Source organism: Kitasatospora sp. NPDC001309 (genome assembly GCF_042896295.1).
In the GTDB taxonomy this organism is placed as follows: domain Bacteria; phylum Actinomycetota; class Actinomycetes; order Streptomycetales; family Streptomycetaceae; genus Kitasatospora.
In genome coordinates this window covers 54,922-80,718 of record NZ_JBIAXC010000031.1, presented here as the reverse complement: position 1 = coordinate 80,718, position 25,797 = coordinate 54,922, and the positions used below count along the sequence as shown (strand labels likewise).

At 71.8% G+C, this 25,797-nt stretch carries 26 protein-coding genes; 11 read left to right on the top strand and 15 right to left on the bottom strand.

The genetic code is table 11. The features are described 5' to 3' along the window. Positions 1 to 40: 40 nt before the first annotated feature. The 7 genes from ACFY2K_RS27945 to ACFY2K_RS27915 form a co-directional block, all read right to left on the bottom strand. The gene (locus tag ACFY2K_RS27945; protein ID WP_380592396.1) at positions 41 to 1,777 is read right to left on the bottom strand and encodes a type IV secretory system conjugative DNA transfer family protein; all 1,737 of its coding nucleotides are present in this window, start codon (positions 1,775 to 1,777) and stop codon (positions 41 to 43) included. Beyond that, positions 1,774 to 3,147, bottom strand: a complete 1,374-nt coding sequence (locus ACFY2K_RS27940; RefSeq protein WP_380407674.1) for an ATP-binding protein — start codon at positions 3,145 to 3,147, stop codon at positions 1,774 to 1,776. The genes ACFY2K_RS27945 and ACFY2K_RS27940 overlap by 4 nt, the downstream gene beginning before the upstream one ends. Positions 3,148 to 3,299: 152 nt before the next feature. Continuing rightward, a complete protein-coding gene (locus ACFY2K_RS27935; protein ID WP_387715011.1) occupies positions 3,300 to 4,748 on the bottom strand; it encodes an SCO6880 family protein in 1,449 nt (482 codons plus the stop codon). Beyond that, positions 4,745 to 6,190: a hypothetical protein gene (locus ACFY2K_RS27930; RefSeq protein WP_380521734.1), complete on the bottom strand. Its 1,446-nt coding sequence runs from the start codon at positions 6,188 to 6,190 to the stop codon at positions 4,745 to 4,747. The genes ACFY2K_RS27935 and ACFY2K_RS27930 overlap by 4 nt, the downstream gene beginning before the upstream one ends. Next, entirely contained in the window at positions 6,187 to 6,798 is a 612-nt protein-coding gene (locus ACFY2K_RS27925; protein ID WP_387715008.1) for a hypothetical protein, read from the bottom strand. The genes ACFY2K_RS27930 and ACFY2K_RS27925 overlap by 4 nt, the downstream gene beginning before the upstream one ends. Before the next feature lie 183 nt (positions 6,799 to 6,981). Continuing rightward, positions 6,982 to 7,248, bottom strand: a complete 267-nt coding sequence (locus tag ACFY2K_RS27920; protein ID WP_387715006.1) for a hypothetical protein — start codon at positions 7,246 to 7,248, stop codon at positions 6,982 to 6,984. Positions 7,249 to 7,251: 3 nt separating this feature from the next. Beyond that, the gene (locus tag ACFY2K_RS27915) at positions 7,252 to 7,731 is read right to left on the bottom strand and encodes a hypothetical protein (protein ID WP_387715003.1); all 480 of its coding nucleotides are present in this window, start codon (positions 7,729 to 7,731) and stop codon (positions 7,252 to 7,254) included. A gap of 160 nt (positions 7,732 to 7,891) precedes the next feature. Here ACFY2K_RS27915 and ACFY2K_RS27910 point away from each other — a divergent pair, with 160 nt between their 5' ends. After that, positions 7,892 to 8,917, top strand: a complete 1,026-nt coding sequence (locus ACFY2K_RS27910; RefSeq protein WP_387715000.1) for an NlpC/P60 family protein — start codon at positions 7,892 to 7,894, stop codon at positions 8,915 to 8,917. 136 nt (positions 8,918 to 9,053) lie between these two features. On the opposite strand, the gene ACFY2K_RS27905 is transcribed toward ACFY2K_RS27910, so the two are convergent. Beyond that, the gene (locus tag ACFY2K_RS27905) at positions 9,054 to 10,025 is read right to left on the bottom strand and encodes a GlxA family transcriptional regulator (protein WP_387714997.1); all 972 of its coding nucleotides are present in this window, start codon (positions 10,023 to 10,025) and stop codon (positions 9,054 to 9,056) included. Positions 10,026 to 10,197: 172 nt separating this feature from the next. Here ACFY2K_RS27905 and ACFY2K_RS27900 point away from each other — a divergent pair, with 172 nt between their 5' ends. Further along, a complete protein-coding gene (locus tag ACFY2K_RS27900; RefSeq protein WP_380521746.1) occupies positions 10,198 to 11,583 on the top strand; it encodes a heme-binding protein in 1,386 nt (461 codons plus the stop codon). A gap of 109 nt (positions 11,584 to 11,692) precedes the next feature. Here the strand turns inward: ACFY2K_RS27900 and ACFY2K_RS27895 are convergent, their stop codons facing one another. The 3 genes from ACFY2K_RS27895 to ACFY2K_RS27885 form a co-directional block, all read right to left on the bottom strand. Next, positions 11,693 to 12,829 (bottom strand): hypothetical protein, encoded by a 1,137-nt coding sequence (locus tag ACFY2K_RS27895; protein WP_387714993.1) that lies wholly within the window; start codon positions 12,827 to 12,829, stop codon positions 11,693 to 11,695. Positions 12,830 to 12,845: 16 nt separating this feature from the next. Continuing rightward, positions 12,846 to 14,471, bottom strand: a complete 1,626-nt coding sequence (locus ACFY2K_RS27890) for a relaxase/mobilization nuclease domain-containing protein (protein WP_387714990.1) — start codon at positions 14,469 to 14,471, stop codon at positions 12,846 to 12,848. Positions 14,472 to 14,563: 92 nt separating this feature from the next. Further along, positions 14,564 to 14,944 carry a hypothetical protein gene (locus tag ACFY2K_RS27885; RefSeq protein ID WP_380521750.1) on the bottom strand — a complete coding sequence of 127 codons (381 nt, stop codon included), beginning with the start codon at positions 14,942 to 14,944 and terminating at the stop codon, positions 14,564 to 14,566. Between the two features lie 208 nt (positions 14,945 to 15,152). On the opposite strand from ACFY2K_RS27885, the gene ACFY2K_RS27880 reads away from it, so the two are divergent. The 5 genes from ACFY2K_RS27880 (at position 15,153) to ACFY2K_RS27860 (ending at position 18,608) form a co-directional block, all read left to right on the top strand. Next, on the top strand, positions 15,153 to 15,482 hold the full coding sequence (locus ACFY2K_RS27880; RefSeq protein ID WP_380521752.1) for a hypothetical protein: 330 nt from the start codon (positions 15,153 to 15,155) through the stop codon (positions 15,480 to 15,482). A gap of 167 nt (positions 15,483 to 15,649) precedes the next feature. Then, the gene (locus tag ACFY2K_RS27875) at positions 15,650 to 16,024 is read left to right on the top strand and encodes a hypothetical protein (protein WP_380521754.1); all 375 of its coding nucleotides are present in this window, start codon (positions 15,650 to 15,652) and stop codon (positions 16,022 to 16,024) included. 262 nt (positions 16,025 to 16,286) lie between these two features. Then, positions 16,287 to 16,940, top strand: coding sequence for an SDR family oxidoreductase (locus tag ACFY2K_RS27870; protein WP_380521756.1), 654 nt, complete (start codon positions 16,287 to 16,289; stop codon positions 16,938 to 16,940). Positions 16,941 to 17,211: 271 nt separating this feature from the next. Then, a complete protein-coding gene (locus ACFY2K_RS27865) occupies positions 17,212 to 18,372 on the top strand; it encodes an anion permease (protein ID WP_380521758.1) in 1,161 nt (386 codons plus the stop codon). Continuing rightward, positions 18,369 to 18,608, top strand: a complete 240-nt coding sequence (locus tag ACFY2K_RS27860; protein ID WP_380521760.1) for a hypothetical protein — start codon at positions 18,369 to 18,371, stop codon at positions 18,606 to 18,608. The genes ACFY2K_RS27865 and ACFY2K_RS27860 overlap by 4 nt, the downstream gene beginning before the upstream one ends. 92 nt (positions 18,609 to 18,700) lie before the next feature. Here ACFY2K_RS27860 and ACFY2K_RS27855 read toward each other — a convergent pair whose 3' ends face one another. Further along, positions 18,701 to 19,027: a hypothetical protein gene (locus ACFY2K_RS27855; protein WP_380521762.1), complete on the bottom strand. Its 327-nt coding sequence runs from the start codon at positions 19,025 to 19,027 to the stop codon at positions 18,701 to 18,703. 281 nt (positions 19,028 to 19,308) lie between these two features. Then, positions 19,309 to 19,467 carry a hypothetical protein gene (locus ACFY2K_RS27850; RefSeq protein WP_380521764.1) on the bottom strand — a complete coding sequence of 53 codons (159 nt, stop codon included), beginning with the start codon at positions 19,465 to 19,467 and terminating at the stop codon, positions 19,309 to 19,311. A gap of 29 nt (positions 19,468 to 19,496) precedes the next feature. Here ACFY2K_RS27850 and ACFY2K_RS27845 point away from each other — a divergent pair, with 29 nt between their 5' ends. The 4 genes from ACFY2K_RS27845 (at position 19,497) to ACFY2K_RS27830 (ending at position 22,518) form a co-directional block, all read left to right on the top strand. Further along, the gene (locus tag ACFY2K_RS27845; protein ID WP_380521766.1) at positions 19,497 to 20,087 is read left to right on the top strand and encodes a hypothetical protein; all 591 of its coding nucleotides are present in this window, start codon (positions 19,497 to 19,499) and stop codon (positions 20,085 to 20,087) included. Positions 20,088 to 20,256: 169 nt separating this feature from the next. Next, a complete protein-coding gene (gene istB, locus ACFY2K_RS27840) occupies positions 20,257 to 21,021 on the top strand; it encodes an IS21-like element helper ATPase IstB (RefSeq protein WP_380521768.1) in 765 nt (254 codons plus the stop codon). A gap of 80 nt (positions 21,022 to 21,101) precedes the next feature. Next, a complete protein-coding gene (locus ACFY2K_RS27835; RefSeq protein WP_380521770.1) occupies positions 21,102 to 21,599 on the top strand; it encodes a DUF4265 domain-containing protein in 498 nt (165 codons plus the stop codon). A 76-nt stretch (positions 21,600 to 21,675) separates the two neighbouring features. Continuing rightward, a complete protein-coding gene (locus ACFY2K_RS27830) occupies positions 21,676 to 22,518 on the top strand; it encodes a tyrosine-type recombinase/integrase (protein WP_380521772.1) in 843 nt (280 codons plus the stop codon). A gap of 47 nt (positions 22,519 to 22,565) precedes the next feature. Here the strand turns inward: ACFY2K_RS27830 and ACFY2K_RS27825 are convergent, their stop codons facing one another. Then, positions 22,566 to 23,009 carry a hypothetical protein gene (locus tag ACFY2K_RS27825; RefSeq protein WP_380521774.1) on the bottom strand — a complete coding sequence of 148 codons (444 nt, stop codon included), beginning with the start codon at positions 23,007 to 23,009 and terminating at the stop codon, positions 22,566 to 22,568. Then, the gene (locus ACFY2K_RS27820) at positions 22,967 to 25,714 is read right to left on the bottom strand and encodes a hypothetical protein (protein ID WP_387714981.1); all 2,748 of its coding nucleotides are present in this window, start codon (positions 25,712 to 25,714) and stop codon (positions 22,967 to 22,969) included. The genes ACFY2K_RS27825 and ACFY2K_RS27820 overlap by 43 nt, the downstream gene beginning before the upstream one ends. Positions 25,715 to 25,797 lie beyond the last annotated feature (83 nt).

Below are 25,797 nucleotides of genomic sequence, written 5' to 3'. Positions count from 1 at the left end.
CGGGACCATGGTGGGGGCGTGCGTGCCCGAACTCGGGTGCTCAGCCACGGCGTTGTGCCTTCCGCTCCTCCCAGGCGAGATTGGCTCTCTTAGCGATGGCAGCCTCCTCGGTCTTCATGGCGGGGCCGAGGTGTGCCATGGCCTGCTCCTCGTACCAGGGCCGCAGGGCGATCTGGGCGACGGGCATGCCGGTGGCCAGCAGCAGGGCGGTGCCGCGCTTCATGGCGCGGATCTGGGCGGGTTCGAGGATCTGCTCGCGCTGTTCGCTGATCGAGGTGGAACCGCCGTCGCGGCTCCTGGTGTAGGAGCCGCGCGTCACTTCGTGGTTGCCGACCAGGGTGGCGATGTCGTTGACGAACCGGGGGTCGTCGAGGCCCACCCCGATGATCTTCTTCGTGCTGGCTCCCCAGAGGGCGTTCATGCCGGCCTCACCCCAGGCCCGCACGCCCTGGGCGTAGCTCTGGAAGATGCTGAGCGCGGTGATGCCGCGCGAGCCGAGGTGGCTGTAGAGGTCCGGAAGGTCGGCGATGGGACAGATGTTGGCGACCTCGTCGAGGACCGCGCGCATCGGCTCGGGCAGACGTCCGCCGTGGCGCTCGCCGGCCTCGGACGCCGTGGTGAACACGGCGTCGGTCAGGGCGGCGACGATGGCGGCGGCGGCCCCGGACTTCTTGCTGAGCAGGTACAGGGAGTCCCGGCTGAGCGCGAACTCCTCGGGTCGGAACCGCGGACGGTGCCGGTCCGGGAGCATCCAGGCGAGCACCTTCTCGTCGCGCAGCGCCGAGACCGCGGTACGGGCGTTCTGGTAGATGCCGGACTGCGTCTCCTCGGCGATGTTGATGGAACTGTCGACCTGCTCGGCCAGGACCTCCTCGTACCGGTAGAGGATCCGCAGGGGTGCCCGCTCCTTGGGGTCGGCCAGCCAACGGAGCACGTCCCGCACGGTGGCGCCGTCCCACCAGGCGGCGCGGAACATGCCGACCAGCAGGTCGCTGGCTCCCTGGGCCCAGAACGGGTCGGCGGTGTCGCTCTTGACCTGGGCGATGAAGTGCGAGGCGAGGCGCTCGGCGCGGTCGAGGGTCTCGGCCTCGGCGATGATGTCCCACCACCAGGCGCGTTCGACCTGGGCGATGCCCTGGGTGTCGAAGGTCCAGGCGTTGCCCGCCCGTCGGCGGGCGGCGAGCGTGGCGGCATAGACGTCGGGTTTGTTGCTGGTCACCAACAAGGAGGCCGGCGCCCCTTCGGCGACGGGGATCGCCAGCGTGCTCGACTTGCCCGCGCGAGGGGCCATCAGGGCGAGGTAGGTGTCCTCGTCGGAGCCCCGCAGTTCGACGCCGGTGGGGAGGTGGTCCCCCAGGAGCACGCCGCGATCGCGCGGGGCGACGTCGCGTGCTCTGACGTCCCGGAGGGAAGCGCGCAGCCGGGTGGCGGTACGGGCGGCCCGCCTGGGGGCGAGATCGCGCACCTGGTGCAGGGTGGCGAGGTGGGAGGCGTTGTGGAACCAGCGCAGGGCGGCCCACAGACCCCAGACGACCCCGGCGACGACGGCCAGGTCGAAGAACGCGGCGCCGATCCCGCTGGCCGTCGCGGAGTGCGGCCAGACGGAGTGCCAGTCGCGCGTCATCTCGAAGACCGTGTACGGGCTGAGCGGAGGGGCGTCGGCCTCTGCGAGAACAGCCCCGACCGCGGCTCCCGCCCAGGTGGACGCGGACAACAGCATCGAGCCGCCGACGAGGACTCCGCCTGCGAGCCACATCCGGTCGTTCTCCGTCATCATGGGCGGGCACTCCCAGGCTCGTTCTCCACCGAATCGGTGTGGTACAGCCGGCGCTCGGTCGCGGTGAGCTCCATGGCGGCCGCGATGCCGGGCCGCGTGCCCAACTTGATCAGGTACTTTCCGCGGCCCGGGTGGATCTGGTCGGAGGTGTCGAGACCGCTGCTGGTGGCCGAGGCCCAGGACTCGATCATCATGCGTTCCTGTTCGGTGAGGGCCCGTCGCCCCGAGACCCGGCCGAGTTCCTCGCCGGTGGAGCCGCCGATCACCCAGGTGTCGCACCTGTCCATCAGTCCCCTTGCCTTCGCCCGGTCCTCCTCGGTCGGGAGGGACTCGGAGTCGAGGGTCGAGTGCGTCGCGTAGATGCTGACGTCCTCCGTGGTCCGGTTCAGGCGGCTGATGGCGTCCATCGCGTCGACCAGGCCGGGGCCCGCGCGCAGCGCCCGCCACATCTCGTCCATGGGGAGGACGAGTTTGCGGCGCAGCAGACCGAGACTCCGCGCGCTGTCGATGGAGGAGTAGGCGTAGGCCCAGCTGGCGATCATCCCGGCGGAGACGACGTCGTTGCCCCGGGCCCTGAGGGCACTGATGTCGACGGAGACGGCCGGAGCGTTCAGATCGATCGGCGACGTGGTGGGTCCGTCGAACATCCCCTTGAGCGGACCACCGACCAGGTTGTCCAGGCCGGCCACGATCGAGCGGGTCAGATCGAGGTACGTGTCGCCCTCGGCGGCGAGCTTGGCCCGTAGCACCTCCGGGGCCTGCCGGAGGACGGCGGTGACGTCCGGAACCACTGGATCGGCGCCCGGGACGGCGTCCGCGGCGAGTTGGACGGCGGTGGTCAGCGCCGAACGCTCGATCTCGTTCGCCTGGCGGCCGAGCCCCACCCGGGTTGCCAGCAGGGCCCCAAGGGTTTCCAGACGGCGGCCGGTGAGGACGTCGAGCAGGGCTTCGCGCTCGGCAGCGGGCAGACCGGGCAAGCGGTGCTTGAGCGGCCCGGAGTCCAAGGGGTTGATCCGTTCGGTACCGGTGCCGATCCGCAGGACACTGCCGCCGAGTTCGCGGACCAGTACGGCGTACTCGCCCTTGACGTCGGCCGGAACGCACATCATGTGGCCGTACGCGACGTACACCAGGCAGATCCGTTTGATCAGGGCGGACTTGCCGACACCGGGCTGCGCCATCACCCAGACACCCGGGTTGGTGGTGAGCCTGCCGGTCCAGCCGGACGGGTCGATGCACACCAGCTCGCCGGTGAGGACGTCGCGGCCGACCGGGACTCCCCGTGCCGGCAGGCCCGCGCCCAGCAGGAACGGGTCGATCAGCGCGATCTGACTGGTGGGGCCGGTGTAGACGGCACCGGTGTCCTCCACCGCGACGCGGCCTGCGAACGGGCCGCCCCAGCCAAGCCGCGGCGCGTGGATCCGGCGTGCGTGTCCCAGGAACCGCACCCGGCCCGTGGGAGTCTCTTCGTGGGCCCACCGAGGAGTGCGGAGCTGCGCCTTGTCCGGCATCGAGAACTCCTCTACTTCACCAGGGGGTTGTAACCGATGGGCAGTCCGGCTGCGAAGACGGCGGCCTGAGCACCGAACGCCGGTCGCATGCGGATCCCCCGGGTGCCGGCGACCGCGAGCTTGAGTTCCTGTTGGGCGGCGGGAAGATCGGAGGGCTTGTCGGCGGTGACGGTGACCCACAGGGTCCAGTCGACGACCTGGGCCCCGCCGGCGACCTGACGGGCGGCCTGCTCGGCACGCTGGTAGTCCGCCTTCTGACTCCACCTGGCGCGGCCCTTCACTTCGGCGGTGGCCTGTGCCCGGTGCTCGGCGGCGGAGATCTCCCGCTCCAACAGTGCCTCGCCCTCGTGCGGATCCAGGACCCGGTAGCCCAGGGTGATCCGTCGGCGGAAGCGGCCCGGGGCCAGCAGCGGCAGCAGAGTGCTGTAGGGAATCGGGCGGCGGGGCATCTCCTGGAGCACCCAGCTGGCGGACACCGCGCCGTCGTGTGCATAGGACTCCACCCAGTCGTCGGCTGCGATCGGACCGCAATCGCCCCACTGCAGTTCGTCGAACTGCTCGTCCCGGGCGAGGGCCACGCCGGGGTCGTACGCGGAGCGGACGATCCGGCGCAGGTCGGTCGGGGTGGTCCGGCGGACGATGTCGGTGCCGGTCCCGCTCAGGTCCAGGGTGTCGACCACCCGAAGCGTCTCGCCGACCTGTTCGGCGAGGTCGGTCGGGGGGTTGGCGGTGGCACGCGGATCGACGGTGACGCTGAGCCAGGAGGCGACCTGGGCGGTGGCACGCGGAGTGGTGCGCACCAGCTCGTCGATGACGTCCAGCGCCAGGCGAGGGGCGTCGGGTCGCCGCCGGTGCTGGACGTCGTCGGCCAGGGCCTCGCCGGCTCCGGGGGTGATCTGGATGGTGACCGAGGCGCCCTTGATCTGCTCGGCCGTCGACATGGTGTTGAGGACTTCGCCCCACGTTCGCAGCCCGGAGCGGACGGCACTGGTGGGGGCCATGAGGCTTCCCCTGGGTGCGAGCAGGGTGGAGACCGTCATCCGACCCGTGGTGCGGTCGTGGACGACGCCGACCTTGCGGCCGCTGGTCGGGTCGTGGGCGGCGATCAGTGACGAGCTCGCCCCTACCCCGGGCAGGTCGAGCACGTAGGGCTGGGGGAGGAGGACACGCCGGTAGGAGGTGGTCCCCGTGCGGTATCCGCGCTGCCACGCCAACTTGGCCCGGTAGTAAGCCAGCGCGGACATCCCGTGCCGGCGGACGGCGGCCAGGCCGACGACCGCCCCGGTCAGCGGAAGGGTGACGAGCAGGCTGGCCGGGTGGCGGACGCCGATGAGACCGTCTGCGGTCAGGACCGCTGCCGCACCGATCGTCGCTTCCTTCGACAGGTTCCCCATCCCGAAGGAGCGACGGGTGCGCAGGCCGCTCACCATCAGCCCGTCGGGTACCTCGTGGGCACTCACAGCTGTCCTTCCGATCCGTTCCCGATCTCACCCGCGCCGCGCTGTACAGCACTGTTCAGTCCGTCCAGGACCTGGATGGCGAGCGCTGCGCCACCCGCTGCGGCTGCGCCTGTCGCAACGCCTGAGCCGCACGAACCCGGCACGCCTTCGGCACCGGGCATGCCGTCAGGGCTCCCGGCTGGTGCGGGAATCCGGGCAGCCCCGTTGCGGGCCGCCTGGGCGAGCGCGTCGCCGCCGGTCGACGACTGCTCCTCGGCCCCCGCGCTCGTGGACATCGACCGCTCGACACGGCGGGCATGTTCGACCGCACTGGTCGCCCCGTCCCCGCCTTCGGCGGCCGGGCCTGCGGAGTCGGCGCCCTCGCTGCGCCCCCTACGGGCGGCATAACCCGCCGCAGCCGACATGGCGGCGACCGCTCCGCCCGAGCCCATGGCAGTGCCGACTTCGTCGGCGACCGGTCCGAAGATCCGCACCAACGCGGCCGGAGCGAGTGCCCCGAGCAGCAGCGTGGTCAGCCCGCGCAGCCATTCGACCACCGAGTCGGCATGGCCGAACTCGGCGAAGCCGGTGCAGATGATGACCGCGACCATCGGCTTGTACACGATGCCGATGAGGATCGACCTGATCAGCAGCGGAGCCCACTTGCGGGTGGTCTCGCCTCCCACCCGGCCGGCTCCGGCGATCGGCAGGAGCAGGCACTGGATCGGAATCGCCGAGTTCCGAAGGAAGATCAGCACGAGCTGGACGAAGCCGACCGGCACCAGGACCAGCAGGCCGCAGATCACGATGAAGGGGTTGACCACATGGGGAACCAGGACGTCGACGATGTGGCCGGTGGCGGTCCCCGTGTCGCCGAAGGTGCTGTCGACCAGCCCGTCGGTCAGCGTGTCCCCAGCCCTGAGCAGCAGTGCGACGCCCGCGACACCGCCCACGCACAACAGGCAGTTCTGCAGCCACCCGCTCAGGGCCTGCCCGAGGTGACGCATCTGCCCGGTGACGGCCATCCGCCCGATCTGCCACATCAGGCCGACCGCTGAGATGATCAGCCCGAGCCACACCAGCATGCCGGCCAAGGTCGCATGCTCACCGAACAGCCCGGTGTCCTCCAGCCGCAGCGACGGCCCCTGGAGGGCGACCGTCAGTGTGAACTTCACCAGGGCCTTGACGAAGGCGATCCCGGCTTTGAGCAGTTCCCCGATGGTGGAGCTCCAGACGTCGTTCCACTCGGCGTCGATCGTCCGATCGACGGTCTCACCGATGTGCTCGCAGTGGTGGCCGTTGGTGAGGTAGTCGTAGGCGCCGACCACCCCGTAGTCACAACCTGCCTGGGCGAGCGAACCGATGATTCCGGGCTTGTCGTCAGCGATCGCGGGCGGGGCGAGCGCGACGAGGCCGCACAGGGTGACGACAGCCAGCAGCACGGCGACCAGACGGTTCCTCACGAGGCCTGCCTGATCGCGGTCCAACCCTGCGCGTTGAAGGCGGGGTCGCCGGGGGCCGCGATCTCCGGCACCGAGTCCGGAGCCGGGGACGTACCGCCGGTGGGGTCGAGCTTCCAGTCTCCGTCCCGCCACACCACCCCGATGGTGCCCACCGCGTACGACACGGCCTCGGGCCTGGTCTCACCGGCCTTCTGGGCGGTGCGCAGCAGCAAGTGGGCGGTGACGGAGTCGGGTTGGGCCTGGACGAGCTTGAAGCCGACCAGGTGGGTTCGAACCCAGGCGCCGGCCGGCAACGGGCCCGATTCCGGCAGGCCCATCGTGGAGCGGGCGCGTGCGTCCGCCTTCGCTGCGCCCTGACGGATCCGCTGCTCCCTGGTCGGGGTCCGATCGGAGGCGGCCGTGTAGGTCCTGTAGAAGGTGAGCTGCTCGTCCACCAGGGTCGTGGAGCCCTCGACGTCGAAGCCGGAGGAGGCGACCAGCATGCCGATCGCGCCGTCGGTGCTGTGGGGGAAGCCGACCTCCCGACTGCCGACGGTACGGGTGCCCCGGGGCGCGGCGAGCCATCGCTGCGGTTCGGTCCACGTGGTCGGCAGGCTGTACGGCGACACCGGTAGCGGGGGCGCTGCGACCGCGGTGGCCGGGGGTTCGCTGGGCTGAGCCTTCGACGGCTGAGCATCGCCACCGGACAGGGCCGTGTAACCGGTCAGGCCGACGACGATGGCGAGCAGCGCCCCCGCGCTCCACAGGGCAGAACGTGAGAGGACTCCGTCCCTCCTCCGGGTCCGCACCGGTCAGCCCACGATGCCGTTGAGGATGCTGATCAGCGAGCCGGACAACAGGATCGCCGCGACTCCGGCCCCCATCCACTTGAACGGTTCGCTGCCGCCGCCGTGGCGGCTCTTCTCGGCCGTGGCGAGCTTGAACACACCGAACCCGGTGGCGAAGACGCCGGCGAGGACGAGGAGCCACAAGCCGTAGCCGAACAGGGTCGAGACCATGCCGTCCATGCCGGGGATCTTGGTCGGCTTGGCGGGGATGAGGTCTTCCGCAATGAACATCTGTCACTTCCCTTCGAGCTGGGCGCGCAGCCGGGCAGCCGCGCGCGCCACGACGGCATCGGCCAGGGCGTCCTCCGCTCGCTCGACCGAGCGGAGTACCGGCAGGTACGGCAGGTAGGTGGTTCCGGCGAGGCGTCCGCCGAGCGCGCGGAGACGGTAGCGGGCGGCCGGCGCGGGACGGGCAGGAGCGTCGGCGACCACGACCAGCCAGGGCCTCGGCACCACGCCCGTCGGCCAGCCCTGGACGATCGCCTCGACCGAGGCGATGCCGTAGACGGTGCTCGGGGCGACGAGGACGGGCTGGACGCCGTACGGCACCGCTTCCCCCGGCCCGAGGCCACAGGCTCGTGTGCCCCGGCCGCCCTCGTCGTCGAGCATCCGGAGCACGACGGCGGAGGCGATGTCGTATCCGTGGACCGGCAGTACTCCGTACAGCGGGACGACGCGCGTGCGCTGAACGGGTACCACCGGATCGGCTGTCATGTCGCAACCTTCCCTGGCTGCTTGCGTTGGCAGATCGAACTCCTTCGGCCACAGAGGGTAGCGTAGTCATTCGACTGCATGGCGTAACGGAATCGGCCGTTCGGAAGGCACGCGCAGCCGCCCGTTCGGACCCATCCGTGCACGACTCAAGGGGATTCCGGTGAAGAAGGTGCTGCTCGGATTCGGTGGGCTGCTCGTCCTCTTCCTCGGCGTGATCGGTGCGGCGCTTGCCCTGGTGGCGACGGCGGGGGCTGTCGAAGCGGATCGTGTGGCGGTGGACGGCGTGCCCGAGGCGTATCGCCCCTGGGTGTTCCGGGCCGCCCGCCAGTGCCACGATCCGGGGCTGACCCCGGCCCTGCTCGCGGCCCAGTTGTTCGAGGAGAGCGGCTTCCGGGTCGACGCCCGCAGTCCGGCCGGCGCCGAGGGTCCGGCGCAGTTCATGCCGGGTACCTGGGCGACCTGGGGGCGCGACGACGACCAGAGCGGTTCCGCGTCGCCGTACGACATCGGGGACGCGGTGATGGCACAGGGCCGCCTGATGTGCAGCTTGCTCGTGCAAGCGCGGGCATCGGGCATCGCCGACGACCCCCGGCGCCTGGCGCTCGCCGGCTACAACGCGGGCTGGGCTGCGGTCCAGGGCAGCCGTGGTGTTCCGCCCTACGGCGAGACGCAACGCTATGTAGCCGAAATCATGGGGAACTTGGGCCGCTTCGGCGGAGCCGGCCTGATGTCGGAGATCTCCGGCAGTGGTGTCGGCCCGGCCGCCGCGAGGAAGGCCGCCTCCCAGCTCGGTGTTCCCTACAGCTACGGTGGCGGCAGCCCCGCCGGCCCGAGCCACGGCCACTGCGACGGCGAGGACGGCTTCCGCGGCGGCCAGTGCCTGGCCGACTCCACGCTCGGCTGGGACTGCTCAGCGCTGGTCCAGTACGCCTACTGGCCTGCCCGCCAGCTCCCCCGCACCGCCGCCGAGCAGTACGCCGCCACGGCCGACCACCCCGTCGCCCAGGCCGAACTCCGAACCGGCGACCTGCTCTTCTGGCGCCACGGCAACGGTCACGTCTACCACGTGGCCCTCTACCTCGGCGACGGGGTGATGATCTCCGCGCCGAAGACCGGGGACGTCGTCAAGAGGGGTCCCGTCACCGACATGCCCGCCTCCGACTTCGCGGGTGCCACCAGGCCGTAGAGGGTGTACGACGATTTCCCGCTGGCCGACGTACGCAGCTCCCTGGGGGTGGGAGGCTTTGGTCGAGAGCCGACGGATTCCCGCTGCCCGAGGATGAGCGCAGGGAAGAGACTGCTCCGTACAGCTTGGAAAGCGGTCAATGGCTCTTTGCAGCGGTGGAGTTGAAGGTCTCGCGGTAGGTGCGTGGCGGCACCCCGACGTGTGCCTTGAACAGGGTGCGGAAGTTGGCCGGGGTGCCCAGGCCACAGCGTCGGGCGATGGCTTCGACCGTCAGGTCGGTCGATTCCAGGAGGTCCCGGGCGAGGCCGAGTCTTGCGTCGAGCAGCCAACTCATGGGCGGTCGGCCGGTGTCGGTGTGGAAGCGGCGGATGAGTGTGCGGCGGGACATGCCGGCCTGGCGCGCCAACTGGTCGACGGTGAGCGGTTGGTGGAGGTGGCACAGGGCCCACTCGTACACCGGCATTGTGGTGCCGGAGGGGTCCGCGGTCACCGGCAGGTCGGCGAACTGGGCCTGACCGCCGGTGCGGTGCGGGGCGGTTACCAGGAGGCGGGCCCGCTGGTTCGCCAGACGGGCGCCGTGGTCGCGCCGGATGAGGTGCAGGGACAGGTCGAGGCCCGCGGCGACTCCGCCCGAAGTCAGTACCTGGCCTTCGTCGACGTACAGCTCGTGTGGCTGCACCGTCACCCGCGGGTACTGGCCGGCCAGCGCCGCGGCGTAGCGCCAGTGCGTGGTGGCCCGGCGGCCGTCGAGCAGGCCTGCGGCGGCCAGGGCGAACGCCCCCGAGCAGATGGACACCATCCGGCTGCCGCGGGCCGCCGCCTGTGCGAGGGCGGCGGTGACCGCGGCGGAGGGCGGGTCGGGCTCCAGGTACCCCGGGACGATCACGGTGTCCGCGGTCTCAAGGGCGTCCAGCCCGTCGATGACGGACAGCGCCGGGCCGCCGTGCATCGGCACCAGGCCCGGCCGTTCCGTGCACACCGTCATCGAGTACGGCCCGTCCGGCCAGCTTCCGAAGACCTGCAACGGGATGCCGATGTCGAGGGCGAGGACGTTCTCGAGCGCCACCACGACCACGTGGTGCTTGCCGTCGGAGGTGTGGGCTCCCATGGCACGATCCTATCCCTGGATGGCACTCGTGCCACTGACTGCCTCGCTCCGTCTGCGCCTACGGTCGGTTCATGACCACGGGAAACGCTCTCCTGCCGTCACCACCGGGTGCGGTGGTTGTGCACGGCCTCGACGGGGACGCCTCCGCGGTGAGCCGACAGGGGTGAGCACCATGAGGATCAAGCTGGATGGGGCCCAGGCCGCGATCGAAAGAGCCCGCGCCCACGCCGTGGCGATCGGCGTCCCGATGAACATCGCCGTCGTCGACGGCGGCGGACACCTGGTCGCGTTCGCCCGAATGGACGGGGCGATCCTCGGTTCGATCGAGATCGCGCTGGCCAAGGCGAAGACGTCGGTGCTGTTCGACGCCCCGAGCGAGAAGCTGTGGGAGTTCTGCGGGCCCGGCGGCCCGGCGCCCGCGACCGAGCACACCAACGGCGGGCTGATCCCCTACGCGGGCGGCCTGCCCCTGTACGACGGCGACGCCACCCTGATCGGAAAGAGAGCTGCCGTGACCACCGACGCACCCCTGCCCGTCTTCGAACGGCTCGGCCTCCCGGACACGGACCTGTCCCGGGACGCCTACGCCTGTGCGCAGCGGGCCACACCCGACTTCGTCCTCTTCCACAGCGTCCGCAGCTACGTCTTCGCCCGCGCCCACGCCCGGCAGCAGGGCCTGCGCGCAGGAACCGACTACGACGACGAACTGCTGTTCCTCAGCTGCGTCTTGCACGACATCGGGCTGAGCGAGGAGGGCAACGGCGACCAGCGCTTCGAGGTCGACGGTGCCGACACCGCGGCGGCGTTCCTCCGCGAACGCGGCGTCGAGGAACGGCGCATCGCCATCGCCTGGGACGCCATCGCCCTGCACACCTCGGAGGGCATCGCCGGGCGCAAGGGCCCAGAGGTGCGGCTGGCGCAGGAGGGCATCGGCACCGACATCCTCGGAGTCCGACGCGAGAGCCTTCCGGCCGGCCTCGCCGACGAGGTGCACGCCGTGCTCCCGCGCATGGACCTGGCCTACGCGCTGAGCGACGCGATCGTCGCCCAGGCCACCGCCAAGCCGCAGAAGGCGACTCCGCTGACCTTCCCGGGAGCAGTGCTGCGCCACCATCTGCCGTACGGCGCTCAGCCCACCTGGTACGACCTGATCGCCATGGCGGGTTGGGGCGACCGTCCCGTCGGCGCCGTCGCCCGGCGCCGTGCCCGGACGCCCGAGCAAGTCGGGGCCATGTTCACGGAGTACCTGGCGGCGGGTGACATCGAGGGCCTGCTCTCGCTGTACGAGCCGCACGCCCACTTCGTCCCCACCCCCGGAACCCACCTGGTGGGCACCGAGGCCATCCGGAAGGCCCTGCGACAACTGATCGACAGCGGCGCCCGACTCGAGCTCGAACTGCGCGAGATCCGGCAGGTGGACGGCATCGCCCTGGTGTCGAACACCGCCACGCTCACGGGCGCCGGCCCCGAACCGGTGATCTCCACGACCACGGAGATCCTCCGGCGCCAGCCGGACGGCGGCTGGGTCCACATCGTGGACGACCCGTTCTTCACCTGACCGCCTACGCCCCGCACCAGCCGCCCGCCGGTGGTCCAGGCCTCCTGACCGTCGGGCAGAGAAGCGCGTCGACCGGAACGGCTTCCAGCTGGGCATGCAGGGCCTGGGCTCACCTGGACCGTCCGGTACCAGGGCGAGGGACGGGAGCGCGGTGCGGAGCGGTGCCGGGGCCGGTGAGTGCTGTGCCACGCGTTCGTGAGGGAGGAGGTCCGGCGGCCGCTGACGAGGCCCTTGCCGCGCTGGTCACGACTGGGCCCGACGCGAGGTCGTCGTGCGTCGGGCGGTGCAAGGCCGCGACGGTGGCGTGGATCAGGCGGGCAGTGAGCTGGGAGACGGGGCCAGCCTCCCAGCCGCGGTCGCGCATCAGCCGGACGAGGTGGTCCGGGACGGACCGGCCGTCGTCCTGCATACGTGCCATCCGGGCGGCCAGCAGGGGCCACTGACGGGAGCCCACCAGCAGCCCCGCCTCGCGTTCACGGCCGGGCATCGCCTCGTGGACCCAGCGGACGAAGCGGCCGTTCTCCGCCTGGCTCACCCCCAGCTGCGCCAGCGCCCTACGGCGATTTCCGAGGTCGAGGTCCTTCGGCAGGTCCAGGCCCACCGTCAGCGGACCGTAGGAGAGCACGGCGTCCCGGCTCGGAGCAGCGGCCGATCGCTGAGGGGCGTTGAGCGTCCGGCCGACCGCTCGGTCGACTCCCAGCCCCTCGGCGTAGGCCGCGGCCAGGACCCGTCGGACGTCGATGCCGTGGTCGTGGAGTTCCTGCATGGTCGCGGCGATCTCCGGCCAGATGGGGGAGGAGAGGATGGCCTCGCGCACCGGGCCCGCCGGAACGGTCGCACGCAGCACCCGCGCCCACTCCTGCGTCCGCCCCGCTGCGACCCGCGCCGAGTCGGCGGCGACCGCGTCCCGGACCGCGACGGCGATGTCCCCGACCTGCGGGAGGAAGTGATCGAGGTCGACACCGGCCTGCCGCAACGCGACCAACTGCTGCGCCATGGCGGGCCAGTCCGGACCGGACATCAGGGCCCACGCGACGTCCGGGACGAGCCTGGCCTTCACGTCCCCGGCCGCCTCGGGGAGGGCCTGGTCCACCGGCGGCAGCTGGTGGTCCCCGCCCGTCCTTCGCTGCGCCGCACGGCGGACCGCGTCCGCGACGGCGAGCACCAGCCGTACCGCCATCGTGGATGCCTGCACCGCTTCGCCGACGGCCTCGGCGAAGGGCTCGCCCGGGTAGGGCATGGTCATCGGGGTCTCCTGTCTGTCAGCGGCTCCGGGTGGGGCCGTCGGCCCCACGGCCGGGGGAGTGTCCTGCTCCGACGGTCGAACCTGGGATCGCCCGCGGAGGGTGCGCTGGTGCGGCGCCGGCCTGTGGAGCAGCTGCTGGTTCTGCGTCCAACGGAACGCTGTGAGCGGCGGCCCAGCCGTCCAGCCTCCAGACGAGGACCTGGGCGACGGACTCGGCTGACCTGAGCTCACGTCGGGCGGCCACCGCGGCGAGGACCGAGACGGGGCTGACGCCATGCCGCCCCAACGCGGACAGCCGCTCGCGCAGGACAGGCCAGGCAGGGTCCACGAGTACGGCCGACGCATGAGCGGGAACGGCCCGAGCCACGACCTCGGCCAGTGGCGACGGTCCCGCCCCACTCGTACGCGGCCGGGTTCCCGCACCGACCGACGATGCCCCGGTGACGAGTTCCACCGCCTCCCGTAGCGGTCGGCCCGTTCGGGCCGCGGCTTCGGCCTGGAGGCGGTAGCCCTGCTCCTCGTGCCACAGCTGCGCCGCCTTGACGGCTGTGGCCAGGGCGAGGAGGAAGCCCAGGAAGGCGACGGTGTCGTTACGGCCTGACGACTCTGCCGCGGACACGAGGATCCGGACCGAGGAACGCAGCAGCAGCCGCGCCTCCCCGTCGAGGTCGCGGTGGCCCGGTGCCCGTGCAGCCCGTTCGAACTCGGCTGCGGAAGCGCGCAGAGCCGGCCCGGTGAGGGACGGCGCGTTCTCGGCCACCACGACGAGGAGGTCGCCGAGGGCGGCGACGTCACCGGCACCCTGCCGTGGCCCGTCGGCGCCGAGTCGCCCGGAGACCACGTCGAGGTTGAGTTCGAGCGTCTGCCAGAGCAGGTCGGGCGGGATTTCGGGCGCCGGGATCGGGACCTGCCAGCGTTCCCGGACACGGGGGAGCGACAGGTCGTAGGCCAGGCTCGAGCCCGCGAACCACACCGCGCGATCGCCCCGGTCCCGGTCGCCCGGGAGCGCGACCGCGTAGCCGGTGAACGCGTTGTCCTGCGCGCCGACGCGCTGGGTCACCCGCACTCCGGAAGAGCGGAGGCGTGCGAAGAAGTCGTCCTCGCCTGCTGCGGAGGCCGCTGCCGTACGGACGGTTCGTTCGAGTTGGTCGCGTGCGCTCTCCGGCAGGTGGCGGCGGGAGGCTTTTCGCGTCTCGCCCGTCGTGGGCCAGCGTTTCGCGGTTCGGTCCCCCGACGTCAGCGGACGTAGGTTCCATCGGGTCTCGAGCTGTCGGGCGAGCCGCTGCATCCGGACGATGTCCTGCCGCAGATTCGGTTGGATCCCGTCCTGCCGGGCCTTCGTCGCGACGATGTGGATGTGGTCGTCCGCGTGGCGGACCGCGACCCAGCGGCAACCCCACGGGTCACCGTGCGGGGCGATGCCGGCGGCGTTCATCATCGTCGCCGCGGCCTCGGCCCACTGCCCGTCCGTCAGGAGCGGATCCTCGGGAGCCGTGCGCACGGCGACGTGGTAGACGTGCTCGGCGGGGACGTTGCCCGGGAGGGCGTGCACCGGGGCGTCCAGCAGAAGTCCCAGGTCCCCCACCGTCGTGTTCGCCGACCGCGCGGGGTCGGGCACCCACGGTGCCCACGCGGCGACCATCCGAGGGTCCTCGTGCTCGTCCCGCTTTCCGGGACCGTAGAGGTAGAACAGAAGCCCCGCGGTGTCGTTCCCACCCTTCGCCCTTTTCGGAATCACCAGCGCGACGCTCGCTCCCGCATCACCTGGAGCGTCGCGCGATCTACCCGACGAACGGCCTCCTCGACGAGGTGCACGATCGGCTGGACACCGCCGTCTCCGCTCGGCCCGATCGACGCGCAGAGCCGCACCAACTCACCACGCGACCGGATCAGCTCGGCCAGCACATCCCGGGCGTCCGCCGACACCGGCACGAGCTGATCCTTGGCGACTGCCAGCGCCTTGCGGGCCGCCCACGCGGACACGGCCATGCCGTCGCGGTTCGCGGCCTCCCGCACGATGGTCAGCTCGACATCGTCGTAGGCGAGATTCACCCGGTTCGACCGGGGTGACCGGGTCTGCCGCTCCCGGCGCCGTCCACCCTGCGTGGCACTCACCCTCGCTGCTCCTCGGCTCTGTGAGGACGTTTTTCTCACGGATCCGGAGCGACCCCGTCCCTCGCCGGACTCCCGCTTCGCCACTCTGGTTCGTTGTCGAATTACCTGCTCGTAGATACGCCGGGGTGATGGTCGCGAATCACCGATACGGGTGACACCTGCGAGCGGGTTCGAGACCGTCGGGGACGGCGGTTCTACGATCCCCGGCATGACGAGAGATGACGAATTCCTTCGGCGGATGCGTGAGATCCAGGAGGGGCGCGAGAAGGCGATCGTGCCGCTCGCCGGCCTCATGGCGCAGCGCAAGCGCTTGCGCGACCAGCTGGCCGAGACCGAGGTGCCGTACGGCCAGGCGTTCGCGGCCGCGGAGGCTGCGGGCTGGAGTGCGGAGGAGCTTTCGCGGCTGGGCGCGGAGGCGCCCGTGCGCCGCCCGAAGGGGAGGCCTCGGAAAAGCGGTGCAGGTATCAAGACCGCCATCCCGGGACCGTTGTCCGGCAGCGCGGACGACGCGGCCACGACGGACGTTCCTGCCAGCTGAGGCTGCACCCGCCTGGCAGGCGGGTGCAGCGAGTTAGTGTTCGTTGTTCCATTGGCGGAGAGCCGATCGGATCGGGGCTTACTGATGGTTTCGGGGCGAGTTGAACTGCGCTCCTGTTGCGTCGCCGTTCGCCAGGTCAGTAGCGGAACCGTGGCTCAGAGCCGTCGATGCGCAAGATGCAGTTCCTGGCCCAAGAGGAGAACGTGGACCAGCCCTGGCCAACGGGCTTCCGGTTCGCCGACCGGACCCGGGCCCGTCACGCCGAGGTGCACACCCTGCTTGCCGCGGGCCACGGCAGACGCGCCGTCCAACGGCAGCTCGGCATGACCTACCGCATGGTCAAGGCCCTGGCCGACGCCGCGAACCCGGAGGAGTTCTTCCAGGGTCAGTGGCAGAACCGCCCATCCGTCCTCGACGACTACAAGCCCTACCTCGACGACCGCTGGAACGACGGCTGCACCAATTCCTGGAAGCTCTGGGAGGAGATCGTCCCGCTCGGCTGCAAGGGCAGCTACCAGCGCGTCAGTGCCTGTCTGCGGTAGAAGCGGACCTCGCCACGGCCGGTGCCGCCCAGCCGCCGTCGCCCCGTACCGTCGCCGGCTGGATCCTCCGGCAGCCCACGGCGCTCTCCGAGTCCGAGCAGCTCCAGCTCAAGACGGTCCTGGCCGGCTGCCCCGAGCTGGACGCCCTGACCCGGCACGCCCGCACCTTCGCCGTCATGCTGACGGAACGCCAGGGCGAACGGCTCCTGGAATGGCTCGCCGCGGTCCGCCAGGACGACCTGCCCAGCCTCTACACCCTCGCGTGTCCGAGACAGCAACCGGCGGCGTGGGCGCCGCCGACGACAGGCCCGGTTCGGGAGCACCGCGGGTGGCCCTGGTCACCGGCGCGGGGCGCGGCCTCGGCGCGGCGATCGCCACCCGACTGCACGCGATCGGGCTGCGGGTCGCCTTGCTCGACCGCGACGGAGACGCCGTGGCCGAAGTCGCCCGAGGGCTCGACCCCGGGCTGGGCAGCGCGCTGGCGCTGACCGTCGACGTGGACGACACCGCGGCGGTGGAAGCGGCGCTGGGGGAGGTCGCGGGAAGGTGGCACGCGCCCGACATCCTGGTCAACAACGCCGCCCGCACTGTGCCGGGATCGGTCTGGGACATCGCACTGGACGAGTGGGACGCCGTCATGACGACCAACCTCCGCAGCGTCCTCGTGCTGACCCGGCTCTGCGCGGCGCCGATGCGGGAACGCGGCTGGGGTCGCGTCATCAACCTGTCCTCCCTGGCGGGCCAGCAGGGCGGGACGCTCGCCGGCGCGCACTACTCCGCGGCCAAGGCCGGCGTCCTGGCGCTCACCAAGGTCTTCGCCCGGGAGCTGGCCCCGTACGGGGTCACCGTCAACGTAGACGCCGGGTACGTCACCGGCGCCACCTTCGACATCAACGGCGGGACACACATGCGCTGATGACCTGAGGGGCGTGGCTGGGTATTGGGGTGGAACACCCCCGTGGCAGACCGGGACGGCCACCGGACGGCGAGCCGGTCGGTGGCCTCCCGGGGCGAGACGGCAACGGGGGAGGGCTCACCGGCTCCGATCCGGGAGCAGGGCCCGTACGGCAGGTGAGGCGGTATGGCCGTGCGATGTTGGCCCGACCGGATGGCGGCTGTTCGCCGTTCGGCGTGCCGGGTCGTCGGCGGACCGGCCGGGTCCCGGTGCGCGGGTTAGGTTCGGGCCCGTGACCGGCAACGACGCGGTCCTGGCGCTGATGGTGGTCACGGCGCTGGGCTTCGACTTCACCAACGGCTTCCACGACACCGGCAACGCGATGGCGACCTCGATCGTCACCGGCGCGCTCCCGCCGCGCGTCGCGGTCGCGGTGTCGGCGGTGCTGAACCTGGTCGGCGCGTTCCTGTCGACCGCTGTGGCGGCGACCATCGCCAACGGCCTGGTCGCCAGCGGGCAGGTGACCCTGACCGTGGTGTGCGCCGGTCTGACCGGCAGCATCCTGTGGAACCTGGCCACCTGGTTCCTCGGGATCCCCTCCAGTTCCTCGCACGCGCTGATCGGCGGGGTGGTCGGGGCGACGGTGGCGGCGGCCGGGGTCTCGGCGGTCAAATGGCAGGGGCTGGTCTCCAAGGTGGTCGTGCCCGCCGCGCTGTCGCCGTTCATCGCCGGCGGGGTGGCCGTGGCCGGCACCCTTCTGGTCTACCGCCTCACCCGCGGCGTGCCCGAGGGCCCGCGCGGGCGCGGGTTCCGGCTGGGCCAGATCGGCTCGGCCTCGATGGTCTCGCTCGCCCACGGCACCAACGACGCGCAGAAGACCATGGGCGCCATCACCCTGGCCCTGATCGCCAACGGCACCCTGCCGACCGGAGCGCGGGCACCGGACTGGGTGGTCGTCTCCTGCGCGGTGGCGATCGCCCTGGGCACCTACGTCGGCGGTTGGCGGGTGATCCGCGCGCTGGGCAAGGGGCTGGTGGAGATCGAACCGCCGCAGGGGATGGCCGCCGAGTCGGCCTCGGCCGCCGTGATCCTCTGCTCCACCGACTTCGGCTACTCGCTGTCCACCACGCACGTGGCCACCGGGTCGATCCTGGGCTCGGGGATCGGCCGGAGGGGCGCGGCGGTTCGTTGGCAGCTGGCCCACCGGATGGCCACGGCCTGGCTGCTCACCCTCCCGGCCGCCGCAGCGGCCGGCGCGGTGGCCTACTGGGTCGCGAACGGGATCGGCGGAACGGCCGGGGTGGTGGTGATCCTCGTCGTGCTGGTACTGGCGTCGACCGCCTTCTTCGCCGCCTCCCGCTACCCGCCGGTGACGCCGGAGAACGTCAATGCCGCATGGACCGGTTCGGTGGCCCCGGAGCCGGTCAAGGCCAAGGACGAGGTGGGCCCGTGAACTCCTGGGTCAACCTGGACGCGCTGTGGCGGATCGTCGTGGTGGGGCTGCTCACCGGCGCCGGCCTGCCCGCGCTGTTCGCCCTCGGCCTGCGCCTGCTCAATCCGACCGGTGCTGAGGGTTCGGCCGACCGGCCCACCGCCGGGCCGGTCGGCTACGCCCTGGCCGGACTGGTCTTCGCGGTGGTGCTTGCGGCGATCGGCTGGGGCATCTCCGTCATCGTCAACCACCGCTGACCGCCCGACGCCGAGGCCGTCGCCGGGCAGTTCGGTGTAGCGGGTGTTCCGGCCGTCGTCCGGGCGGATGCGGGCGACGCGAAGCGTGTTCATCAGGCTCCGTGAGACGTAGAACTCCTGTTCGGCCTCCCAGTCGGGCCGGAAGTGAGGTACAGGGGGCCGGGGACCCTGCTCCAGCCGGACCACCGGTTGGAGTTCCGGTCCAAGAGGAGGTTGTAGTAGGCGTGGCCGTCGTCGCCGACGCGGAACATGACCAGGCGCTGGGCGCGGGCGTCCACGTCGCCGACCGCCAGCGTGGGCGGGAGGCGGGTGCGGGCGTTGCCCGGCATCTGCCGCCGGGCGCCGTGCCGCCACCAGATCCGGTCGTCCTCGCCGCGGGTGGCCTCGTAGGTCCCGTTGTCGTGCCAGATAGCCGTCATGGCCGACGGGGACCGCGCGGGGCCGCCCTCGTTGATCCAGCCGCCTTCGGTCGCGGCTACGGCGGGTGAGGCCGAGAGTCCAACCGCCAGGCCGAGTCCGGCCAACACCACTCCCGCCACGCGGGGTGCGCGAGCGACTGCGGCGCGGAGGACGGGCATGCGTTGTGATCCCGCACGCTGGCGCCGCCGGAGGCGTGCGGCGGTGCCGTGAGCGCACGGAGGCCTGCCTGCGGATGCACACGACCGACCGGTCGGCCCGCCGGTCGGCTCCCGGGGTGTGGCTACCCGGCCGCGGCCAGGTGGGTGCCGAAGAAGTCGGCCAGTTTCGCGATGGCGGGGGCGACGTACCGCTCCTTGTCGTAGAGGTCGACGTGTGCGGCGCCGTCGATCCAGTGCAGTCCCTTGGGGCCGGTCGAGCGCTGGATCGCCCGTACGCTCATCCAGGCGTGTGAACGGTCAGCGATTTCAGATGCAGGCCGAGGCCCTGACGTGGTCGACCGGCACCGCCGGCCGCAGGCAGTGCCGACCGCTGGGCGGCGCGAGTCCGCTGTCGGTGTTCGAAGCGGTGGAGTCCAAGGCCCTGCTGCCGTTGCCGGACAAGCCGTTCGTGCTGGCCCGCTGGTCCACAGCCGCAGTGGGCCCTGACATCCACATCAAGGTCGGCCGCACCCTCTACTCGGTGCCATGGAAGCTGATCGGCCGCAAGGTCGACGTCCGCTCCACCGCCACTATGGTCCAGGTCTTCCATGAGGGCGAGCTGGTCAAGACCCACGCCGCACTCGACCAGGGCAAGCGCACGGACAAGAACGGCTACCCGCCGGAGAAGATCGCCTTCCAGATGAAGACGCCGATCTGGTGCCGAAGCCAGTCCTCCGAGGTCGGCGACGCCTGCCGGGAGGTGAGCGACCAGCTGCTGGAGGTCAACGCGCTCTACCGGCTCCGCGCTGCCCAGGGGATCCTCGGGCTGCGGAAGAGTACGGCGACCAGCGGCTGGAGGCGGCCTGCACCAAGGCCATCGCGGTCGGTGACCCGTCCTACCGCACCATCAAGGGCATCCTGATCGCGGGCACCGAGACCGACCCCGAGCCGGAGACCGGCGACGCCGGGGCCGCGGCCTTCCTCCACGGCCCCGAGGGACTGTTCGCCACGAGCATCCCCACCCAGACCTCCGGCGAGCCTGAGGGCACCCCGGGCCACGCTGACGCCGACGACGCCGAGGAGGCCGCTCGATGAGCGTGATGGACACCGCCCTGCGTGAGTCGCTCAAGGCCCTTCGGCTGTCGGGAATGCTGGAGACCCTGGATGCGCGGCTGATCCAGGCCCAGGGTGGTGAACTCGGCCACTTGGACTTCCTTCAGGTCCTCTGCCAGGACGAGATCACCCGTCGCGAGACGGTCGCCTTCCAACGGCGCTTGCAGAAGGCGAAGTTTGAGCAGCAGGTCACTCTGGAGGAGTTCGACTTCGCCGCTTCCCCGAAGCTGCCCGCGGCCCAGATCCGCGACTTGGCCGCTCTGCGCTGGCTCCACGCAGGCGAGTCGGTGATCCTCTTCGGCCCGGTGGGCGTCGGTAAGACACACGTCGCCCAGGCCCTCGGTCACCTCGCTGTCCGACAGGGCGCGAACGTCCGCTTCACGAAGATCAGCCGGGTCCTGGCCGAGCTCGCCGGCGGCCACGCGGACCGCACCTGGGACAAGCGCATGCGAGAGCTGATCCGACCCGACGTCCTCATCCTGGACGACTTCGCCATGCGGCAGCTGAGCGCGGCCCAGGCCGACGACCTCTACGAGCTGGTCTCCGAGCGGCAGGGGCGCTCGCTGATCATCACCAGCAACCGGGCCCCCAGCGACTGGTATCCCCTCTTCCCCAACCCCGTCGTCGCCGAGTCGCTGCTGGACCGGCTGATCAACACCAGCCACCAGGTCATCATGAACGGCCCCAGCTACCGGCCCAACAAGCGCCCGAGGAATCCCGCCGAGAAGCCTCAGACACTCTGACCGGCGCCACGGAGTGCTCAGCTGACCGCTGCCCGCAGCCCCGCGTTCCGGCCCCGCCGGCCCACGTGGATGATGGTGCGGTGACGAACATCAGCGACGCCCAGGTGAAGGTCCACTTCCGGATGGAGGTCGACGAGGACGGCTGGCCGCCGGCAAGCGTCGAGAGCCTGTGGGCAGTGGACCTTGGCGACGGAACGGTGCGTCTCGACAACACCCCCTGGTTCGTCCGCGGCGTCGCGAGCGGCGACGTCATCCGCGTGAGCGTCGATGATGACGGCCTGCGCTGGGCAACGGAGACCGTTCATGCCTCGGAGAACTGCACCATCCGGTTGATCGTGCTCGAGGGCGGCGGCTCTGCCGCTGCCCGGCAGACCGTGCTGGAGACCTTCCACCAGTTCGGCGCCACCGGCGAGGGCATCGAGCAGTTCCGGATGGTCGCGCTGAAGATCCCGCCGGAAGCGGACATCCAGCGGATCCGAACGCTGTTGGAACACGGCGAGGCGCAGGGTCGGTGGCACTGGGAAGAAGGATGTGTCACTGCCGCATGGGAAGCCAGTGCAGGCGCGGAGGACGACTGAGCGCCTCCGGGACCGCCTTCAGATCACCGGCCAGACGCGAGAGGGTGGGGAATTGTCTGGCGTTTGACCTGGGGAATTGGCTGACCGTCGACACCTCGACGCCTATCCCGACGGCTATCCCCGGCTACGGATCCCTGTCGGCAAGACCTACACCGAACGCATGATCCCGCTGCACCCGCAGGCCGCCGACGCACTGCGGAGCCTGATCGAGACCGCCAAGGCCGGCAACGCCGCCGCCCGCCACGACCCGTGGGCCCAGCGGCCGGTCCGCTACGTGTTCATGCGCCGAGGCAAGCCGATGGGCAGGTTCTTCCTCTTCGACGACGCCCTGGAGATCGCCTGCCGCAAGGCCGGGCTCCTCGACGGCGACGGAAACCACACAGTCACCGCGCACAGGTTCCGGCATTCCGTCGGCACCCAGCTCGCCGAGGGCGGTGCCCAGATCCAGACCATCATGGCCATCCTGGGCCACCGCAGCGCGCAGATGTCAGCAACCTACTCGCACATCAGCGACCCCGTGCTCAAAGAGCAGTACGAAAAGGTCATCGCTGCCGGCGGACGCATCGCTGGCCCGGCCGCCGAGGCACTCCTGGCCAACCAGCTCGGCGAGGAAACCGTCCACTGGCTGAAGACCAACTTCTTCAAGACCGAACTCGAACTCGGCCACTGCCTGCGCACCCCGGCCGAAGGACCGTGCGAATGCGACCTCTACCTACGGTGCTCGAAGTTCTTCACCACCAGCGAGTACGTTCCGCGACTGAGGGAGCGGCTGGTCCGCGAGCACGAGCTGGTCCAGGACGCGGTCGAACGCGGCTGGCCTCGTGAGGTCGAACGGCACACCGCGACCTCCAGCCGGATCTGCGAACCTCTCGCGGAACTCGGCGAGTCCACTGCCTCAGGCACGCTCGGGGATGCGTGATCTCCTCTTCAGGCCGGTTCATTGATGCCCGTCCCGTCGCGACGAGGTCAGGAGCCCACGGGGGTGCCGTCCGGCTTCCGCCCGAAGGCAGATGCGAGGACGTCGGGGAGGTCGGCCGCTGGGACAGCGGTGCGCACCTCCGCCAGGACACGGGGGAAGTCGTCATCATCGATGGCACCCAGGTACTCCTGGCGCAGCTTGTGGATGATCTCGACAAGCTCGGGCCGCAACCGCATCCAGGCGCGAGACGTTCGGATCTCCTCCTCGACCTGATCCATGAACCAGCGCATGACCACGTACGGGATGTCCAGGTGCCCGCTCTGGGGATCGAAGCACAGCGCTGGCTCCCGCACCGGGTCCTCATCGGGGACGACGGCGGTCACAAGAGCTCGTTGATCGGCGACAAGGTGCAGTTCCAGATACCAGGCGTCGTCCGGGACGGAGTACATCACGGTGATCGCGTAGTCGCCGTCGGGGTGCGGGAAGGGCATGGCCGCATGCTGCCACAGCCGTCAGGCGGGCGGTCGGCGTGGAGGGTGGCCAGCGCGTCGAGCTCGGCGAGCAGGCTGTCGTACGGCGCGTCGAGGTCCAGGGCGGCGGCCCGCAGGCGCAGGGCGAGGGGTGCGAAATCGGGGGCCGTGGTGAGGAGTTCGGCTGCGTCCCGGGCCGCTGCGACGGCTGCCGCGGTGGGGCGGTCGCCCACGCCCACGCCGAGTGGGGCCGCCAGGAAGTCGATCCGTTGCCGGGCCGGCCGGTCGCGGTCGGCCGTCGCGTCCAGCTCGTCCGCCGCCGTGTGCTCGCCCGCCAGCAGCCCCGTCAGGGCCTCGGTCAGTCGGCGGCCGGTGCCGCCGGTGGCCAGCACCACGAGACCGCTCGCCGAGGCCCGCCAGGAGGAGCGGTTGGCGAGGTCGACGGTGCCCGCCAGCAGGAGGTCCTCCGCCTCGGGGTACCAGGGCGCCCAGGAGACCAGCCGGTCGAGCGCGGCCTGGGCGGTCTCCGGGTCGTCACCGCCCGCCACCCGGCTCACCAGGGCGGCGTAGCGGGGGCGGTCGGCGGCAGGCAGGTCCAGCGGGCGGGTGCGCAGCACCGCGGTCCGGGTGACGGGCGGGCCCGCCGCGGCCCCGTCGAGCATCCGCCAGGCCGCGGGCGCGGGGAGCAGCTTGACGGCGGCGGCCACGGCGGCCGCCCGTACGTCGCGGTGCTGTTCGGGCCGGTCGTGCACCTCGGTGAGGAGCGTGAGCGCGGTCTCCAACGGTAGCAGGCGGGCGACCAGGCGGACCAGTTCCTTGCGGCTGGTGACCTTCGCCCCGCCGCCGGCGGCCGTCCCGGCGCTGTCGGCTGTCCCGGCGCTGCCGGCCGGTCCGGGCAGCAGCGCCTCCCGCAGCACGGGTGCCAGTCGCGAGGGCGCGACGAAGCCGGCGGCCCGCCCGGCCGCGTACAGGGCCACCCGGGCCCGGTCGTCGCCCGCGTGGGCCAGCAGCAACGGCAGTGCCTCGGCGGGCCGGTCCGTCCGGACCAGGGCCCCGAGCGCGGCCTCGGCGAGCACCGTGTCCGGGGACTCGGCGTACCGGTGGACGGTGGCGAAACCGAGTTCGGGGATCGCCGCCAGGGTGCGCAGGTGCCCGGCCCGGGTGTGCACGGGCAGCGAGGCGTCGTCCGCCGCCCCGGCCAACAGGCGCGCGGCGGCCGCGCGTTGCCGGGGCGCCCAGCACTCGATCCCGTCGGTCGGCGGCAGCCAGCGGGACCCCGCCGCCAGGAAGCGCCCGTACGGCGGGGTGGCGCCGAGCACGGTGTCGAGCAGGTCGGTGCGCTGTCGGGCCAGCACGACGAGCACCTGTGGCAGGACGGCGGCCGAGGGCTCCAGGTCCAGGACCCGGGCCACCCGCTCGCCCCGGGTCGCCGGGTCGGCGAGCCAGTGGCCGACGGCCTGCCGGACGGTCGCGTTGTCGCCGAACTGGACGGCCTCCCACAGGAGTTCCTGCAGTTCGGGCAGGCGGTGGGCGCGTCGGCCCAGGGCCCCGGCCAGGGCGAAGGTCAGGGTGTGGTCGACCTTGTCCGCGCCGGCCGTCAGCCACGGCCGCAGCGCCTCGAAGACCTGGACCTCCTGGCCGCGCCGCAGCGTGGTGTCCAGCCGGCCCAGCGGAATACTGCCGAGCGCCCCGGAGAGCTGCCGCAGGGCGGCCAGGGCCCAGCCCAGCAGGGCCTGTTCGCCGCTCGTGGCGTGCTCGCGCAGCACCCCGAGGGCGAGCTCGGAGAGTGCCTGGCGGGTGTGCCAGGAGGTGTCCCGGGCCTCGACGGCGTCGGTGACGATCCGGGTGAGGGCGTCGGCCGCCGCGCCGGTGAGGAGCGCGGGCGGGACGGCCGCCAGCGCGACCAGGTCGGGGGAGCGGACCGGGTCCTGCTCGTTGCGCAGCCGCGCCAGCTCGGCGAGCAGCTCCCCGACCGCCGCCGCGTCGCCCGAGCGGGCCGCGTTGCGCACCAGCAGCGGGTAGGCCAGCGCCCGGTCCTCCGCGGCGGGCCGGCGGGTGGCCGCGAGCAGCCGCGGCCGGGTCTCGGCCACCGGCAGGTGGGCGACGTGGGCCAGCACGACGGACCACGCGGCGCCGCGCTCGGCGGCCTGTTCGGCCATCCGCCGGGCCTCGGCCTGCGCCCGACGGCGGGGCAGCGCGTCGAGCACGGCCTCGGACAGGTCGTGGTGGCCCTGGTCCCGGTCGGCGGTGGCGTGGTCGTAGAACGCCTCGCGGCGGGACGGCGGCAGGGCGCGCAGCAGCCGGGCGAGCCACATCGGGGCGGTGCTCCAGGCCCGGGCCAGGTCCGCCAGCTCGGGCGTGTCGAGCCGGGCGGCCCGGGTCAGCGCGCTGCGGGAGATCGACGCGGTGGCGGCCCGCTCGGGCACGGTGACCAGCCGGATGGTCCGGCCGGGCGCGGCGGTCAGCAGCCGGCCCAGGCACTGCTGCATCGGCTGTGGCAGGCGGGTGGGGCAGTGGCGTTCCAGCAGGTCCAGCACCCGCTCCGGCCGGTTCCCGGCCACGGCTGCCAGGGCGTCCCCGTTGCGGTACCACCAGGCGGTACGGGCCGACTCGGGCAACTCGGCGAGCTGCCGGGCCAGTTCGTCCAGCAGCAGGTCGGGGTGGCGGCGGGCCAGCTGGTGCCAGTTGGTGAAGGCCGGGAACAGTCCGGGCAGGAGCTCGGCCACGGTGCCGGGCCCGCAGCCGGGCAGCAGCCTGGCGGCCGCCGCGTCCCCCAGGACTGCCGGAAGGAGTCCAGCAGCCGTTCCGC

What these genes read in the sequence shown, in the direction of transcription:
- ACFY2K_RS27945 (WP_380592396.1), bottom strand. Translation starts at nt 1,777, where the DNA reads ATGATGACGGAGAACGACCGGATGTGGCTCGCAGGCGGAGTCCTCGTC.
- ACFY2K_RS27920 (WP_387715006.1), bottom strand. Translation starts at nt 7,248, where the DNA reads ATGTTCATTGCGGAAGACCTCATCCCCGCCAAGCCGACCAAGATCCCC.
- ACFY2K_RS27915 (WP_387715003.1), bottom strand. Translation starts at nt 7,731, where the DNA reads ATGACAGCCGATCCGGTGGTACCCGTTCAGCGCACGCGCGTCGTCCCG.
- ACFY2K_RS27905 (WP_387714997.1), bottom strand. Translation starts at nt 10,025, where the DNA reads ATGGGAGCCCACACCTCCGACGGCAAGCACCACGTGGTCGTGGTGGCG.
- ACFY2K_RS27900 (WP_380521746.1), top strand. Translation starts at nt 10,198, where the DNA reads ATGAGGATCAAGCTGGATGGGGCCCAGGCCGCGATCGAAAGAGCCCGC.
- ACFY2K_RS27895 (WP_387714993.1), bottom strand. Translation starts at nt 12,829, where the DNA reads ATGACCATGCCCTACCCGGGCGAGCCCTTCGCCGAGGCCGTCGGCGAA.
- ACFY2K_RS27890 (WP_387714990.1), bottom strand. Translation starts at nt 14,471, where the DNA reads ATGGTCGCCGCGTGGGCACCGTGGGTGCCCGACCCCGCGCGGTCGGCG.
- ACFY2K_RS27880 (WP_380521752.1), top strand. Translation starts at nt 15,153, where the DNA reads ATGACGAGAGATGACGAATTCCTTCGGCGGATGCGTGAGATCCAGGAG.
- ACFY2K_RS27875 (WP_380521754.1), top strand. Translation starts at nt 15,650, where the DNA reads ATGCGCAAGATGCAGTTCCTGGCCCAAGAGGAGAACGTGGACCAGCCC.
- ACFY2K_RS27855 (WP_380521762.1), bottom strand. Translation starts at nt 19,027, where the DNA reads ATGACGGCTATCTGGCACGACAACGGGACCTACGAGGCCACCCGCGGC.
- ACFY2K_RS27850 (WP_380521764.1), bottom strand. Translation starts at nt 19,467, where the DNA reads ATGAGCGTACGGGCGATCCAGCGCTCGACCGGCCCCAAGGGACTGCAC.
- ACFY2K_RS27845 (WP_380521766.1), top strand. Translation starts at nt 19,497, where the DNA reads ATGCAGGCCGAGGCCCTGACGTGGTCGACCGGCACCGCCGGCCGCAGG.
- istB (WP_380521768.1), top strand. Translation starts at nt 20,257, where the DNA reads ATGAGCGTGATGGACACCGCCCTGCGTGAGTCGCTCAAGGCCCTTCGG.
- ACFY2K_RS27825 (WP_380521774.1), bottom strand. Translation starts at nt 23,009, where the DNA reads ATGCCCTTCCCGCACCCCGACGGCGACTACGCGATCACCGTGATGTAC.